This is a genomic window from Mitsuokella sp. AF21-1AC (genome assembly GCF_003458855.1).
Lineage (GTDB): Bacteria > Bacillota > Negativicutes > Selenomonadales > Selenomonadaceae > Mitsuokella.
Genome location: NZ_QRVW01000008.1, coordinates 12,131 through 26,512, shown reverse-complemented (window position 1 = coordinate 26,512; position 14,382 = coordinate 12,131). Strand labels below are relative to the sequence as shown.

Here is a 14,382-nt window from a genome sequence, read left to right as displayed (position 1 = left end):
GAAGTTTCCTTTAAAGAAACAAAAGAAGTTCCAGCAGAAAAGGAGGCATATCTTTGGAGATACGACAACTCGAATACTTCCTCATGGTGCGCGAGGCAGGCAGCTTCACGCGCGCGGCGGAACGGCTGTACGTCTCGCAGCCTGCCGTCACCAATGCCATCCGCAGCCTCGAGGAAGAGCTGGGCATCCAGCTCTTTGACCGCAGCCAGAAGCTTGCCACACTGACGGCGGAGGGACGCATCTTTGCCAGTCATGTGGAAAAGATCATGCATGGCATCACCACCACCGTCGAAGAGATCCATGCGCTCAAGAATCTGACAAGCGGCGTGCTGACGCTCGGGCTCACGCCGCTCGGCGGCATGCGCTCGATTGTCCACCAGCTGCAGGCCTATCACCTGGCCTTCCCCGATATCCAGATTGCCCTGCGGGAAGAAGATACTACCGGTCTGCAGCAGGCTCTGCTGGAAGACAAGATCGATCTCGCCATTTTCGCAGCGCCTGCTGGCAATTCGGCGCTTTCCAGCCTGGAACTCGCCACCGAGGAGCTCGTAATCTGCTGCAGCCGCCGTCATCCGTTGCACCGGCGCAACACGCTCGCACTCACGGACCTTGCCGGTGAAGAACTCATCCTGCTTCCCAAAAACTGCCTGTATCGCCAGAATATCATCGAGGCCTTCGAGCAGGCAGAGAGCCTGCCCCGCATCCTCTTCGAGGCGCAAAGCGTGCAGACAATCAAGGGCCTCGTCGCGGCGGGCTGCGGCATCTCGATCCTGCCGGAAAGCCTCGTGGAAGATGACGGCGAGCTGGCCACCATCCCCCTGGAGCCGCCGCTTTCCCTGACAAGCTCCGTCTTCTGGAAAACCGGCCATCATCTCTCCCATGCCGCCGAAGCATTTCTCGACCTGATCAAAAAAGGAGGCTCTCCTCATGCATAATCCCCGTCTGCTCGCTGTGGGCAGCAGCAAACTCGTCGCCCGCGAGATTGCGGGCATCACGCGCGCCCTGCTCGGCGGCTCTCTGCCGCTTCAAATCAAGCTGACCAGTGAAATCAAGGCGCCGTCCCCGGACACCTTCTACATCTGTGCCATCACGCAGGAGCCCTTCTTGCGCTGCGTGTTGCCCGAAAAACAGCTCTGCGTCTTCGATCTTCATCCGACGACGCGCTTTTTCCTCGATATCGCGAGGATCCCGGCCGGCGAAACAGTCTATGTCTTCAATAACCTCTATCCTTATACACAGCTGCTCATCCGGGAATGCCGGGAGCTCGGCATCGACAAGCTCGATTTCCGGCCGCTGGCCTTCGAGGAAATGCCGAAGGATGCACTCATGGAAGAACTGGAAAAAGCCCGCTGGCTCATCGGCGTGGAACCGTTCGTAGGCAAAGACCTGCTGCTCGCCTCCCCTTTCCGCGAGCATCTGCGCGAAGACCTCACGATCATCCCCGGCCATCGCACCGCCTCGGTCGCCTCGGCCAGCCATCTGCTGACCGGACTGGCCGAATACTTCCAGGAACACCTGAAAAAAGAGTACCGGCAGCTTTCATCTGCCACGCCCCTTTCGAACAGCCAGCAGCAGGAAGGCCTGCTGACGCTCGCCCGACAGACAACAAGGGCCATTCGTCTTCTGCAGATGGCCTCCCTCGAAGCCATCAAGCAGCAAATCGGCACCACCGCGGCTTCCCCCGAGGAAGCGATTCCTGCCTGTGACTGCAGCGCTGCAGCAGCGGACGAGATCTGCCAGAACATCGAGGAGCAGTTTGCCACGCTCTCGTATCTGACGGACCGGCTGCGCCGTCTGAGCGTACCGCAGCCAGACTGACAATATAGAATAGACAAAACAGGAGCTGCCGCTTTGGTGAACGGTTCACCAAAGCAGCAGCTCCTGTTCTTTTTTCAGCGCCGCACGGCCAGGAAACAGCCGGCTGTCACAGCCAGAGCGCCGAGCCAGAGCAGATAGATATACGGCTTCGAGCTGACCGATGCCGTAATGGGCTGGCTGGCCTCTTCCGCGGCCGAGGGCAGGATCTCGATGCGCGCCTGGTCATCATTGCCGGAAATACCCGTCAGGCGCAGCCTCTTCTCGCCGCCAAAGATGGGAATGGGTTCAGAGGTACCGCCATCCAGTGTCGCGAGGATCTGCGGCTTCGCATGCTCGACCTTCTCCCCGTCCGTGATGGAAATCTCCGCCGTCACGAGCATCTTGCCGCCCGGCTGATTTTCCATCGTCACATTCTCATAGCGGTAGGCAAAGCGGTCGTCCATGGCCATGCGCCCTTTCTTGAGCAGGAGTTCTTCCCGGCCCGTCGTGCGCGGCGGCGTCGGCGCGATGTAGATATCGCCCGTCAGCGTGTGCGCGATGGCCGGCTCGCGCGCGGCATCCTCACCATTCTTGTGGAGTTTCGTCAGAGCCAGGGCTTCCTCGCCGTCAACCAGGTAGCGGTAGTGCTTGGCCGTGCCGTCTTCGGCAAAGACCTGCCCCTCGTACGTCACCGTATAGCCCGCGAGCATCACGGAGTCGCCGGGAGCCAGTTCCTTCGTCAGCGACTGGCTGCCGCTGCCTGCGAGGACCATCGCGAAGAGAGCCAGGCTGACGCCTGCGTGTGCGATCATGCCGCCCGAGCCGAGCAGTCCGCGATGCGCGCTGTAAAAAGCCGTGCCGAAGGCAATGACCGCGACGGCTGAGAGCAGGATGGGCATCACTTCCCTAACGCCGACGAGCAGCGGGCAGACGAGGCCGATAACGGCCAGGACAGCCAGCAGCAGGCGCGGTCTTTCCCCTGTCTGCTGCTGCCAGCCGCACAGACAGGAGAGCGTCATGACAATGCACATGGCGATGGCCAGCGGCATCGTCGTCCGGACATAGAAGGTACTGTCAACGGCAGCCGGCTGTCCGATGAGCTGTGTGAAGAGCGGCATGGACATGCCAAGGAAGATGATGGCCGCCAAGAAGACGAGGATCAGGGAACCGAGCAGCATCAGGAACTCCCGGCTGTCATGCGCCGGATACATGCTGCCCTGTGGCAGGCGTCCGGCCTTTACCGCCAGGAGGATCAGGGCGCCGACGAGCACGAGGGCATTGACGACGGCCAGCGTCATGCCGATGCTCGTGCCGCTGAAGGAATGCACGGAAAAATCGCCAAGGATGCCGCTGCGCGTCAGGAACGTGCCATAGATGACAAGCGAAAAAGCAAAGATGACGGCAAGATGCATGACGGAAAGTGCCGCCTGCCGCCGGCGCGCGACGTGCAGGATATGGAGGAAGACGCCAGCGAGCAGCCAGGGCACAAGCGAGGAATTCTCAACGGGGTCCCAGCCCCAGTAACCGCCCCAGCCGAGAACCTTATAAGCCCAGTAGCCGCCGATGAAAATGCCGGCACCGAGGAAAGCCCAGGAGACGAGCGCCCATTTGCGCGCACGCTCGAGCCAGGGGCCGGTGAACGCGCCGTCCAGCAGGGAACCCATGCAGTAAGAGAAGGGCACGGCAAACAGAGCATATCCCAGGAAGATGATGGGCGGATGAACGGCCATCCAGGGATCCTGCAACAGCGGATTGAGGCCCACGCCGTCCTGCATGACCACTTCTGCCGGCACGAACGGACTCTTGGCCAGCACGAGGATGGTCAGCAGGGCCTCGAGCAGCATATAGACCATGAGGCCCCGTTGCTCCATGCGGTGTTTCGTCACGAGCAGCAGCGCGGCGGCCGCGTGGATGAACAGCCAGAGCAAAAACGACCCCTGCTGGCCGGCCCAGAAAGCTGAAATCTTGTACATGAGCGGCAGATCTGTCGACGAATAGCTCGCCACATAGGCCACATCGAAGCGGTTGCCGAGGATCAGGGCCATGAGATAGGCACTGGCCATCAGGGCTGTCAGAAAAGAAAGACCGGCAAGAATGCGGCCGTAGCGCTCGCTCCCTTCGAGGCGCACGCCATAGACGAGGGCGGCGCACAGCGCAAAAAACAACGTCGCCGCCAGAGCAATGGTTCCAAGCATAGGCTTCTCCTTGTTTCAACGAATCAAACGATAATCACTGTTTCTGCTGTTCATATTTGGACGGACACTTGATGAGCAGCTTATCCGCCTCAAAAACGCCGTCTTTGGCTTTGCCGATGGCGACGATATGATGGGCCTCGTCAAACTGATCCGGTTTGGTGCCATGGTAGCGCACGGGCAGCGTCTCACCCGTCTCCTCATCCTGCAGCGTAAAGACGAAGCTGCCATCTTCCATATGAGGCGCCGGCGCTTCGGCTGCCAGCAGTCCCTTGACCTGCACACTGCTCGTCGCCGCCTTGGCCTCCGAGATGCCGACATACGGCGTCACGGAATCGGCAAAGCTCCAGCCCGCATAGCCCACAAAGGCCAGCAGCAGGATAATCAGCCATACCTTACGTTTCATGGGAATCCTCCTTTTTCCGGACTCCGCGCAGAAGCAGAGCCACATAGATGAGCGTCATATCAAGCAGCGATCCCAACAGCACCCGCAGCATGACGGAATCCATCTGGACCGTGCCGCTGCCGTTGATAACGGGCGACGGATGCAGCGAGAAGTAGAACCGCGGAATGATGAACACCAAGAACGGCACCGTCAGGAATGAGAACAGCGCGTAGACAGCCGCGACGCGGGCCCGGCGCCGCGGCTCCAGAATGACGGCGCGCAGCATGAGGTAGGCTGCATAGATGAGCAGCAGCACAAAGATCGTCGTCTGACGCGGATCCCAGTTCCAGTACGCACCCCAGGTCAGCTTGGAAAAAACGGCACCGCTCAGCGTGGCAAGCAGGACAAAGGCAAAGCCCAGGCGGGCGGACTGTGCACTGACCGCATCGGACCGTAGCTCCGGCCGCCTCAGGTAACGGCCGGCGTAAAAGGCACTGACCAGGAAGGCGAGCACGGACACCCAGGCGACGGGAATGTGGAAAAAGGCGATGCGCACGAGATTCCCGAGGCCCTCGGCCGGCGGCACCACGAAGAATACGGCATAGAGCAGAACCGCCGTCAGCGCCAGGATGACGGCCAGCAAGGCATATTCATTTCTCAAGATACTTCCCTTCCTTTCCAGTCCCCTAGTCTTCGTACCAGAGATAATCAAACAAGAGCGATGCGCCGACCGTCAGGATGAGGTCGTAGAGGATCATGCTGACGAGGTACGACAGGGAAGCGGTGCCATCCCCGAAGGCCGCTGCCGTCAAAGCAATGGCGGGAATGAACACCGGCAGGATAACCGGCAGCATCAGAATGGAAAACAGGCCGCTGTGCACGCTTGCTCCCACGAGCAGCGAAGCGATCAGAGTGCCCGCCGCCGCGATGCCCCAGATTCCGGCTGCCAGCGTTCCCAGAAGCAGGCCCGGCAAGGCGGCACTGCCATTCATGAAAATCAGGAACAGCGGCGTGATGAAGACGGCCAGGATCAGCAGGATAAACGCGGTATAGAGCATCTTGCCGAGCAGGATGGCCTGCGATGGCCCGTAAACCTTCAGGACCAGCAGGGTCCCGGCCATGTCCTCGTCGCCGAAGACCCGGTCTGCCCCCGCCAGAGATGAGAAAAACAGGACAACCCAGAAGAGTGCCGCGAGCAGACGCGGCTCCAGTACGCTGCCCTGCATGGCCAGGCTGATGCATGAGAGCGTCGTCAGCGCAAACAGGAACATGGCCGCCCAGGCAGCCTTGAAGCGCAGCCCGAGCGTGAGCTCCTTCCGGAATACCAGCTCAACGCCCTGAAAGATGGATCCGTTCATCGGCCATCCCCTCCTCCCGACCATCATTCGTCGCCAGAAAGACGAGCCGCCCCGCAGCGGCAGCCTGCCGCATCTCCCGCCGCACCAGGCTGCGCCCCGCTTCGTCAAGATTGGCGCCGGGCTCATCGAGCAGCCATACAGGCACATCCGAGGCGAGCAGGACGGCCAGCTTCAGGCGCTGCTGCATGCCCGTCGAGAATTCCCCCGCGGCAGAAGCGCGGACGGCGCGTTCCGGAAGCTCCACGCGCTCGAGGAGCTCCCGGAAGCGTTCGCGCGTCAGCCGGATCCCCCGGAGCCCCAGCAGAAAGCGGGCATTCTCCCAAGCGGTCAGCCGTGCGTAGAAGCGCAGTTCCGGCGTCACCATGGCCAGGCGGGCGCGAAGCTCCGCACGGCGCAGCTCCTTCCCGTCCTCTGTCACGCACACTGCGCCGGATGACGGCTGCAGCAGATGAGCAGCCAGCTTCAGCATCGTGGACTTGCCGCTGCCGTTGGCACCGGTCACCGCCGTGACCTGTCCGCCTGGCAGATCCCGGCTGACATGCTCGAAGATCGTCCGCCCGCGAAAGCGCTGCGTGACATCATCAAAGGTTATGTGCACCATGACCTCACCGTCTTTCTTCCATCTGCTCATCGTGGAATTCCATCCAGTCATCCTGGCATTCCAGAACACCCTGTGCCTTCATGAGGCCGATCTCGCGCGTCAGCGCACTGCGGTTGCATTCCAGCTCCTTCGCGAGCTGTACGCGCCCCGGCACTTTCACGCGCCTGCTGTGCTGGCGCTTGCTGCGCTGCAGCAGGTAGAGGATCAGCCGTTCCCGCAGGGTCTTCTGCGAGAGCAGCTCCAGCCGCTGCACCATCAGGATGTTCTTGCGGCTGAAAGCCACAAGGAGATTCCGCATGACGATGCCGTGAATCCTTCCCAGGCGAGGCCCGGCCGTCAGCAGCGCCGGATAGGGTACCCAGAGCACGAGGACATCGGATACCGCATCGATGGCCGTCGGACTCGCAAAATCCGGCAGGATGGCAGAAGAACAGCCAAACAGCGCGCCGCGCTCCAGCCGGTGCCCCACGCTCTCATTGCCGAAACGGTCTTCCGCAACGACCAGGGCTTCCCCCTCCGCGAGGATGCCAATCCGTTCGTTCTTCTCATACGCCTGCAGGATCCTCGCTCCCCGCTCATATCGCTTCACCACCGCACCGACCGCCTCGATGAAATGCTCCACCTCATCCGGCTTCAATCCCTGAAAGAACGGAAGCTCCTGCAAGCCAAGATCATAACTTCTCATGTCCTTCCCTCCAATTATTCAAATCGTTGCATTTGTCTGTATTATATCATCCAAACCGACAAATAGGTGTTGCTTCTGCAACCATACCGTGTATACAATACCACTTCTAAACAAAGTATAATAAAAAAACTGCTGCACGTCATATGCGTACAGCAGTTTCGGGCAAGAGCGACGATCAGCCGATCATCGTCTTGATATCGTTTTCAACGGTCGTGATGCCGCCGATACCGAAGTTCTCGACGAGAACCTTGGCGACATTCGGAGAGAGGAATGCCGGCAGCGTCGGTCCGAGATGGATATTCTTGACGCCGAGATGCAGCAGGGCCAGCAGGACGATGACGGCCTTCTGCTCATACCAGGCAATGTTGTAGACGATCGGCAGCTTGTTGACATCGTCAAGGCCGAAGACTTCCTTGAGCTTGAGGGCAATGAGTGCCAGGCTGTAGGAGTCGTTGCACTGACCGGCATCGAGAACGCGCGGGATGCCGCCGATATCGCCGAGATTCATCTTGATGTACTTGTACTTCGCGCAGCCAGCCGTTAAGATGACCGTATCCTTCGGCAGAGCCTTGGCGAACTCCGCATAGTACTCGCGGCTCTTCATGCGGCCGTCACAGCCGGCCATGACGACAAACTTCTTGATGGCACCGCTCTTGACAGCCTCGACGACCTTATCGGCCACAGCGAAGACCTGCTCATGAGCGAAACCGCCGACGATCTGGCCCTTTTCAAGTTCCTTCGGAGCCTGGCACTTCTTGGCCATCTCAATGATGGGGCTGAAGTCCTTCGTGCCGTCTGCCTTGGCCTCGATGTGCGGGCAGCCCGGGAAACCGACGGCACCCGTCGTGAATACGCGTGCTTTATAGGAATCCTTCGGCGGCACGAGGCAGTTCGTCGTCAGGAGGACCGGGCCGTTAAAGGCCTCGAACTCTTCCTTCTGCTTCCACCAGGCGTTGCCGTAGTTGCCTGCGAAGTGCTTGTAATGCTTGAACTTCGGATAGTAATGAGCCGGCAGCATCTCGCCGTGCGTGTAAACATCGACGCCCGTCCCCTCCGTCTGCTCAAGCAGCATCTCGAGGTCGCGCAGATCGTGGCCCGAGATCAGGATGCCCGGGTTCTGACGCACGCCGAGATCCACCGTCGTGACTTCCGGATTGCCGTAAGCCGTCGTGTTGGCCGTATCGAGCAGAGCCATGCCGTCGACACCGAACTTGCCCGTCTCGAGCGTCAGGGCCGTCAGCTGCTCAGCCGTCTGCGTATCGTCGAGCAGGCGCGCAAGAGCCGACTGCAAGAAGGCATCGATCTCCTCGTTCTCCTGCTGCAGGGCATTGGCATGCTTGACGTAAGCTGCCAAGCCCTTGAGGCCGTACGTAATGAGCTCGCGCAGGCTGCGGATATCCTCATTCTCTGTCGAGAGGACGCCGACCGTGCGGGCTTTGCTGTCGAAGTTCTCACGGCTGTCCTGCCAGAGTGCAGCAGCCGGCAGGCCTTCGCGGTCCGTGAGCTCTGCCAGGAGCTCATCCCTGCAGCGCATCGTCGTTTCAACAGCAGCCACGATGGCCTCGCGGTCAAAGTTGGCATTCGTGATCGTGATGAAGAGATTCTCCGTCACGCGGTGGTTGACATCACGCGAAACCGGCTTGCCCTCAGCGCGCAGGCGCGTCGTAACAGCCGACAGACCCTTCGTCACGTAGATGAGCAGATCCTGCATCAAAGCAACTTCCGGCTTCTTGCCGCAGACGCCTACCTGCGTGCAGCCCTTGCAACCAGCCGTTTCCTGGCACTGAAAGCAAAACATCTTGTTTTCCATCTTGAACTCTCCTTATATATCATACAAAATACGAATCAACCTGATGTCTCTATCATAGCAGGAGCAGCGGCATCATTCTGTAACAATTGTTACGCCGAGCAAAAAGAGCCCCCATCTTCTTCGAGATGAAGACGGGGACTCTGCTTTTTCAGCATGGTGCGATTGGTGAGAGTCGAACTCACGACCTGCCGCTTAGGAGGCGGACGCTCTATCCAACTGAGCTACAACCGCAACAATATATCTATTTTAGCAAATCTGACCGATATGTGCAAGCGGCCTTCCGATTTCACGCTTCCTCACTGGCCTGCTGCATCGCCCGCGCATTGGCAGTCGCATCCTCATGCGGGTCAAAGGCCTTGATGGCCCGGGCCTGCTGCATCTTGTTCTCGCAGAGGACGAGCTCGACGCGCTCGCCGAGCAGGCGCTTGGCCTGCTGGAAGGCCAGGCGGAAGTCCCGGCTCCACGAGATCATCACGTAGGCAGAAGCCAGGTCGCTGTGCGCGGCATTGACGAGCTCCCCGACCGACGGGCAGGAATCTTCACTGCCGTTGACGATGACGTGCACGCCGGCCTCCTGAAGTTCCCGTGCCTGCACCTTGTTCTCCGCGACGGCCAGCAGCGCAACTTTCATGAGTGCGCCGTGCGCGCCGAGCACATGGCTCTCGCTCATGTTCGTCACATGGAGGTTCTTGAGCGGCCCCCAGCCGACGGCCTGCTCAATGACCTTGCCGACATGATCCGTATGCAGATGAACTTCCACGCCTTTCTCATGACGCTCCACGAGCGCAAAGCTCGAATGCTCGCGCAGATGGCGCTCGAGAGCGGGGATATCGACACGCGTATTGAGCACCGTAAAGCGCACGCAATACGGGCGCACGAGGTCCTCGCGCGGGTCCTGCAGGCCCGGCTGTCCGGCCTCAAGCCCCAGGGACAGGCTGACGGCCGGCGAGACGAAGTTGCCGTCGAGTCCCTTGAGGCAGCCTGACAGGAAATTGAACATGATGCGAGCGCCGGCATCTTCATGGTCCACACGCTCAAGCGATGCCTCGCCGGCTTCAATGGCCGCCTGCAGGATCTCCGTGATGGGCAGGTTGGCGCGCACGGCATGGTAAGCCCCCTTGGCCACGGCCTTGGCAACCGTGATGATCGGGCGCTCCGGCTTCTCCGGCACGACGCGCTGCGCATAGAGGATGCCGTACTGGAAGGCCTTGCCGAACTCCGACGAAGTCGCATTGTACTTGCCCGACAGACCCTTGGACAGACCGCGGAACATCTGCGCGAGGACGATACCCGCGCTGCCGCGGGCTCCGAAGATGGCCGCCGTCGCCACACGGCGCGAGAGGCCGCCGATGCTGTCGTCCTTCGTCTCCGCCAGCGGCATGACAGCAGCGCCCATTGTCCGCAGGATATGCGTCCCGGGCAGATGCCCCGCTCCTTTGAGCCCGTTGATCTGTTCATATTCCAGCAAGAATTCACTGTAGGCGCCCGATACCATGCGCTTGAAATCGCTGCCCGTGATCACTTCACTATTTCTTGTCATATCTACCACACTCATTTCTTTCTACTGCCCCTGTAACCAAAGGCAGGATTCCGTTCTATAATATAATTCGCGATGAAAGGGAAATTACCTTTATTTCTGTTATATTTCTGTCAGAAAATCCTATTTTTTCTTCCCGCCGCCAAGAACAGGGAATCCCGGTCAAAAAAATAAAATTTTCCTTGCATGTCAAGGCAAAAACGGCTATCATAGATATATGTGTCAAAATCACATGATTCACGTGAACGTAATCCATCAGCATCAACCTATTGCATGGATTTCACTGAAGGATTTTCTGACTCGGAGGTGAACATCAAATGGCAGTACCAAAGCGCAAAACTTCCAAGGCCCGTCGCGATCAGCGCCGTGCAAACTGGAAATTGACGGCTCCGGGCTTCACGGCTTGCCCGCAGTGCCATGAGCCGAAAATGCCGCATCACGTATGCCCGGAATGCGGCTATTACGATGGCAAAGAAGTCATCAAGGCAGCAGAATAAGAGCACGAAGAAGGAGCTGCAGCGACGAGGTTTTCACTCGATGCTGCGGCTTCTTTTTCTTTCCTCAGATGACCGCCCCGCACATACAAAAAAGCCCTGCAGCGCACTGCAGAGCTTCATCGTCAAATGGCAGAGAGGGTGGGATTCGAACCCACGGTGGCTATTAACCACACTTGATTTCGAGTCAAGCACCTTCGACCACTCGGACACCTCTCCGTGTTCATTGAGAACATGAAGTATTATAACATACCTTTTTCGACTTGTAAAGCCATTTATTTTGATTTGTTCCGTCCACGCACCATCACATCCTGTTCAAAACAGCGTACAAAGAAGAAAGTCATTTTCTCCTAAAATAATAAATACTAGTTGACATGAACATAATTTCTGGGTAGAATAAATTAAACGATATAAATTATCCATTACCATTAAATTTTTAAGAAAGGTTTAGAAAGAGAAGGTGAATACCATGCTAAGCCCGATGGAACTGGCAGGCCGTCTGCGCGCAGCCGGCTTCAAGGTGACGCCGCAGCGTCTGGCTGTCTACAATATGCTTTCCCATACCAAGGTACATCCAAACGCTGACACCATCTACAAGGAGCTGCAGCCCCTCTACCCCACGATGAGTTTGGCCACGGTCTACAAGGCCCTTTCCATTCTCTGCGATCTGGGACTTGCCCAGGAGCTCAACGTTGGCGAGGATGCATTCCGCTACGATGCGGATACGAGCCATCACCCGCATGTCCGCTGCACGAAATGCGGCCGCGTCGATGATGTCCCTGCCCTCAAGACGGAAGGCGTATACCAGGAAGTCACGCGTGAAACCGGTTATGCACTTACCGACCATCAGATCTATTTCTTCGGCGTTTGCCCGGAATGCCAGGAAAAACAGCAGCAGCATATGCATGCCATGCATTGAACAAATGATGCATCCCTCGATAAAAGAAAGGCGCTTCCAAGAAAATGGAAACGCCTTTCTTTTATGATGTCAATGCCCGAAAATGAGCATGTCAGGCATCAGCTGCCGCCTTGCGGCGTCTGAGCTGCAGGAAGAGGATGATGAGGAACAGGACGAAACCCGCAGCATCCGTTATGTAGCCCGGCTTGATCATCATCAGACCGCCCGCGACGAGCACAAGGCGTTCAAGCAGGCTGCAGTCGTCCGCCAGATAGCCGATGAGCGCCGACGATACGGCGATCATGCCGATGAGCGCGGTCAGTGTCGTCATGATGAGGTTGAACGCCGTCGCATCCACCATCAGGAGGACCGGCGACAGGACAAACATGTACGGGATAATAAAGGCTGCTATGGCCAGCTTCGAGGCGTTGATGCCGGTCTTCAGCGGATCGCCGCCCGCAATGCCGGCACCGGCGAAGGCTGCGAGAGCCACTGGCGGCGTGACATCGGCGATGATGCCGAAGTAGAAGACGAACATATGTGCACAGAGTACCGGCACGCCCATCTGCACGAGCGCCGGCGCAGCAATCGTCGACGTGATGACGTAGTTGGCCGTCGTCGGCACGCCCATGCCGAGGACAATGGCCGTGATCATCGTAAAGAACATCGTCGGCAACAGCAGGCCGCCCGAGAGATCAAGCAGGCCGGAAGCGAGCTTGAGGCCCACGCCCGTCTTCGTGACGACGCCGATGACGATACCGGCCGCCGCACACGCGACGAGTACAGACAGGACATTACGCGCGCCCTTGTCGAGGCCCTTGACGATCTCAATGGGCTTCATGCGTGTCGATTTGCGCAGGGCCGAGCAGACAATGGAGAGCACGATGGCCACGAGAGCGGCGCGCATCGGCGTATAGCCGGCGACCAGGAGGTAGACGATGACAATGAGCGGCAGAGCCAGATGGCCGCGTTCGCGCAAGATGACGCCGAATTTCGGCAGATCCTTGCGCGGGATGCCCTTGAGGTTGCTGCGCTTGGCTTCAAAGTGAACGCCGAGCCATACGCCGGCAAAATAGAGGAAAGCCGGTACGATGGCGGCCTTGACGATATCGATGTACGGCACGCCGATGAACTCCGCCATCAGGAAGGCCGCAGCGCCCATGACCGGCGGCATCAGCTGGCCGCCGGTCGAAGCGGCTGCCTCGACAGCGCCGGCAAAGTTCTTGTGGTAACCGAGTTTCTTCATCATCGGAATGGTCAGAGAGCCTGTTCCCACGACATTGGCAACCGAGCTGCCCGAGACGGTACCCATGAGTCCGGAGGACAGAACGGCAACCTTGGCCGGGCCGCCGCTAGCCCAGCCAGCCACGGCATTCGCGAGGTCGATGAAGAATTTGCCGAGGCCCGTCGATTCCAGATAGGCGCCGAACAGGATGAAGAGAAAGATGAAGGTCGAGGAAACGCCGAGCGGGATGCCGAAGACGCCTTCTGTCGTGAAGTAGAGATGACCGACGAGCTGCTCCAGCGTCAGGCCGCGATGCGCAAGCACCCCCGGCATGTAAGGGCCGGCAAATGCATAGGCGATGAAAGCCAGAACCACGCAGACCATCGGCAGGCCGACGATGCGGCGCGCCGCCTCGATGACGAGCAGGATGCCGAGCGTGCCGACGACGAGGTCGGTGCTGGAAACCATGCCCGAGCGCAGGACAAGCTGGCGGTACTCAATGACGATATACGCCGGCGTTGCCGCGCCTAAAATGGCCAGCAGCAAATCAAACGGATGCAGCTTATGACGCGACCAGGATTTGCGCGTCGGATACAAGAGATAGACAAGCGTGAGGCCGAAACCCAGGTGGACAGCACGCTGGAGCTGTGCATCGAGCACGCCGAACGTGGCCGTATAGAGCTGGAACACCGAAAACACGATAGCAATGGCCGAAACAATCTTGGCCATGAGGCCCGTATACATCATGGTATCGGATTCCTTGTCGTATTTCTTAAGGATGTCCTCGGGTGTGGATGCTGGTTTGTTTTTATCGGGTTTATCTGTCATATGGATACCATCCCTTCCTGAATGCGTCAGCCGCACAGAGCACGGTAAAGCGGCGCGATGTAAAGATCGATGCGCGTGCCGGGTGCATACCGTTCATACAGCCGGTATTCCCTGCCCGCGACCGTCAGGGTGAGTTTCGTCCCGACTCCGGTACGCAGCTGGAGTGACGGGAAATGACGATGCATGTGATCGAATACATAATAATCCCCTTCCTGCCGGAACGCCCCTTCTTCCGCAAGGAAGGGCAGGCCGACGCCAAACGACTGGTATTTCGTCGAAAGCAGGTCAAAGCCATCGCGTTTCTCGTTCACTTCCAGATTTTCCAGCACCGGCGTCTTCTGCACCGAATGGATGAAGTGAATGGAAAACGGCAGCTCCGGGCGTGCCTCCACGAGAGCCACCCGCTCGCCGGCTGCCGAGACGACAAAGCAGGGCGTCAGCAGCACGTCGAGCAGCCCGAAGCAGATACCCAGCAGGCAGAGTACAATCGGAATGCGAGCATTGCGCAGCAAAAAATCACCATCTTCAACCAGAAAGAGACTTCCCGCCATCGCCCCATGCGCACCTGCGCG

Annotated in this window: 14 protein-coding genes and 2 tRNA genes; 4 read left to right on the top strand and 12 right to left on the bottom strand. The window is 58.8% G+C overall.

What is annotated here, in order from left to right; translation table 11 throughout:
* Positions 1–53: 53 nt before the first annotated feature.
* Both DWX75_RS04320 and DWX75_RS04315 read left to right on the top strand, forming a co-directional pair.
* Positions 54–935: a LysR family transcriptional regulator gene (locus tag DWX75_RS04320; RefSeq protein WP_118015111.1), complete on the top strand. Its 882-nt coding sequence runs from the start codon at positions 54–56 to the stop codon at positions 933–935.
* The gene (locus tag DWX75_RS04315) at positions 928–1,818 is read left to right on the top strand and encodes a hypothetical protein (RefSeq protein WP_118015110.1); all 891 of its coding nucleotides are present in this window, start codon (positions 928–930) and stop codon (positions 1,816–1,818) included. Before DWX75_RS04320 ends, DWX75_RS04315 begins: the two co-directional genes overlap by 8 nt.
* Before the next feature lie 74 nt (positions 1,819–1,892).
* Here DWX75_RS04315 and DWX75_RS04310 read toward each other — a convergent pair whose 3' ends face one another.
* The 9 genes from DWX75_RS04310 to DWX75_RS04270 all read right to left on the bottom strand — a co-directional run bounded on the left by DWX75_RS04310 (position 1,893) and on the right by DWX75_RS04270 (position 10,368).
* Positions 1,893–3,992 (bottom strand): heme lyase CcmF/NrfE family subunit, encoded by a 2,100-nt coding sequence (locus DWX75_RS04310; RefSeq protein ID WP_118015109.1) that lies wholly within the window; start codon positions 3,990–3,992, stop codon positions 1,893–1,895.
* Between the two features lie 34 nt (positions 3,993–4,026).
* A complete protein-coding gene (locus DWX75_RS04305; RefSeq protein ID WP_118015108.1) occupies positions 4,027–4,395 on the bottom strand; it encodes a cytochrome c maturation protein CcmE in 369 nt (122 codons plus the stop codon).
* Positions 4,385–5,035: a cytochrome c biogenesis protein gene (locus DWX75_RS04300; protein WP_118015107.1), complete on the bottom strand. Its 651-nt coding sequence runs from the start codon at positions 5,033–5,035 to the stop codon at positions 4,385–4,387. Before DWX75_RS04300 ends, DWX75_RS04305 begins: the two co-directional genes overlap by 11 nt.
* A 25-nt stretch (positions 5,036–5,060) precedes the next feature.
* Positions 5,061–5,732, bottom strand: a complete 672-nt coding sequence (locus DWX75_RS04295; RefSeq protein WP_118015106.1) for a heme exporter protein CcmB — start codon at positions 5,730–5,732, stop codon at positions 5,061–5,063.
* The gene (locus tag DWX75_RS04290) at positions 5,704–6,363 is read right to left on the bottom strand and encodes an ABC transporter ATP-binding protein (protein WP_233519466.1); all 660 of its coding nucleotides are present in this window, start codon (positions 6,361–6,363) and stop codon (positions 5,704–5,706) included. The genes DWX75_RS04295 and DWX75_RS04290 overlap by 29 nt, the downstream gene beginning before the upstream one ends.
* A complete protein-coding gene (locus DWX75_RS04285) occupies positions 6,338–7,018 on the bottom strand; it encodes a Crp/Fnr family transcriptional regulator (RefSeq protein ID WP_118015104.1) in 681 nt (226 codons plus the stop codon). Before DWX75_RS04285 ends, DWX75_RS04290 begins: the two co-directional genes overlap by 26 nt.
* A 175-nt stretch (positions 7,019–7,193) precedes the next feature.
* Entirely contained in the window at positions 7,194–8,828 is a 1,635-nt protein-coding gene (gene hcp, locus DWX75_RS04280; protein ID WP_118015103.1) for a hydroxylamine reductase, read from the bottom strand.
* Positions 8,829–8,982: 154 nt separating this feature from the next.
* Positions 8,983–9,059 (bottom strand) — tRNA-Arg (locus tag DWX75_RS04275).
* Positions 9,060–9,114: 55 nt separating this feature from the next.
* A complete protein-coding gene (locus tag DWX75_RS04270) occupies positions 9,115–10,368 on the bottom strand; it encodes a DAK2 domain-containing protein (protein WP_118015102.1) in 1,254 nt (417 codons plus the stop codon).
* Positions 10,369–10,682: 314 nt separating this feature from the next.
* On the opposite strand from DWX75_RS04270, the gene rpmF reads away from it, so the two are divergent.
* Positions 10,683–10,862, top strand: coding sequence for a 50S ribosomal protein L32 (rpmF, locus tag DWX75_RS04265; protein ID WP_118015101.1), 180 nt, complete (start codon positions 10,683–10,685; stop codon positions 10,860–10,862).
* Positions 10,863–10,989: 127 nt separating this feature from the next.
* Here rpmF and DWX75_RS04260 read toward each other — a convergent pair.
* Positions 10,990–11,078: transfer RNA gene (locus tag DWX75_RS04260), tRNA-Ser, on the bottom strand.
* A 250-nt stretch (positions 11,079–11,328) separates the two neighbouring features.
* Here DWX75_RS04260 and DWX75_RS04255 point away from each other — a divergent pair.
* Positions 11,329–11,778 carry a Fur family transcriptional regulator gene (locus DWX75_RS04255; RefSeq protein WP_118015100.1) on the top strand — a complete coding sequence of 150 codons (450 nt, stop codon included), beginning with the start codon at positions 11,329–11,331 and terminating at the stop codon, positions 11,776–11,778.
* A 91-nt stretch (positions 11,779–11,869) separates the two neighbouring features.
* Here the strand turns inward: DWX75_RS04255 and DWX75_RS04250 are convergent, their stop codons facing one another.
* Together DWX75_RS04250 and DWX75_RS04245 are read right to left on the bottom strand one after the other, a co-directional pair.
* Positions 11,870–13,810 carry a TRAP transporter permease gene (locus DWX75_RS04250; protein WP_118015099.1) on the bottom strand — a complete coding sequence of 647 codons (1,941 nt, stop codon included), beginning with the start codon at positions 13,808–13,810 and terminating at the stop codon, positions 11,870–11,872.
* A gap of 26 nt (positions 13,811–13,836) precedes the next feature.
* Entirely contained in the window at positions 13,837–14,361 is a 525-nt protein-coding gene (locus DWX75_RS04245) for a DUF1850 domain-containing protein (protein WP_118015098.1), read from the bottom strand.
* Positions 14,362–14,382: the final 21 nt, after the last annotated feature.

What these genes read in the sequence shown, in the direction of transcription:
- DWX75_RS04255 (WP_118015100.1), top strand. Translation starts at nt 11,329, where the DNA reads ATGCTAAGCCCGATGGAACTGGCAGGCCGTCTGCGCGCAGCCGGCTTC.
- DWX75_RS04315 (WP_118015110.1), top strand. Translation starts at nt 928, where the DNA reads ATGCATAATCCCCGTCTGCTCGCTGTGGGCAGCAGCAAACTCGTCGCC.
- DWX75_RS04285 (WP_118015104.1), bottom strand. Translation starts at nt 7,018, where the DNA reads ATGAGAAGTTATGATCTTGGCTTGCAGGAGCTTCCGTTCTTTCAGGGA.
- DWX75_RS04305 (WP_118015108.1), bottom strand. Translation starts at nt 4,395, where the DNA reads ATGAAACGTAAGGTATGGCTGATTATCCTGCTGCTGGCCTTTGTGGGC.
- DWX75_RS04295 (WP_118015106.1), bottom strand. Translation starts at nt 5,732, where the DNA reads ATGAACGGATCCATCTTTCAGGGCGTTGAGCTGGTATTCCGGAAGGAG.
- DWX75_RS04310 (WP_118015109.1), bottom strand. Translation starts at nt 3,992, where the DNA reads ATGCTTGGAACCATTGCTCTGGCGGCGACGTTGTTTTTTGCGCTGTGC.
- hcp (WP_118015103.1), bottom strand. Translation starts at nt 8,828, where the DNA reads ATGGAAAACAAGATGTTTTGCTTTCAGTGCCAGGAAACGGCTGGTTGC.
- DWX75_RS04270 (WP_118015102.1), bottom strand. Translation starts at nt 10,368, where the DNA reads ATGACAAGAAATAGTGAAGTGATCACGGGCAGCGATTTCAAGCGCATG.
- DWX75_RS04250 (WP_118015099.1), bottom strand. Translation starts at nt 13,810, where the DNA reads ATGACAGATAAACCCGATAAAAACAAACCAGCATCCACACCCGAGGAC.
- rpmF (WP_118015101.1), top strand. Translation starts at nt 10,683, where the DNA reads ATGGCAGTACCAAAGCGCAAAACTTCCAAGGCCCGTCGCGATCAGCGC.
- DWX75_RS04245 (WP_118015098.1), bottom strand. Translation starts at nt 14,361, where the DNA reads ATGGCGGGAAGTCTCTTTCTGGTTGAAGATGGTGATTTTTTGCTGCGC.
- DWX75_RS04290 (WP_233519466.1), bottom strand. Translation starts at nt 6,363, where the DNA reads ATGAGCAGATGGAAGAAAGACGGTGAGGTCATGGTGCACATAACCTTT.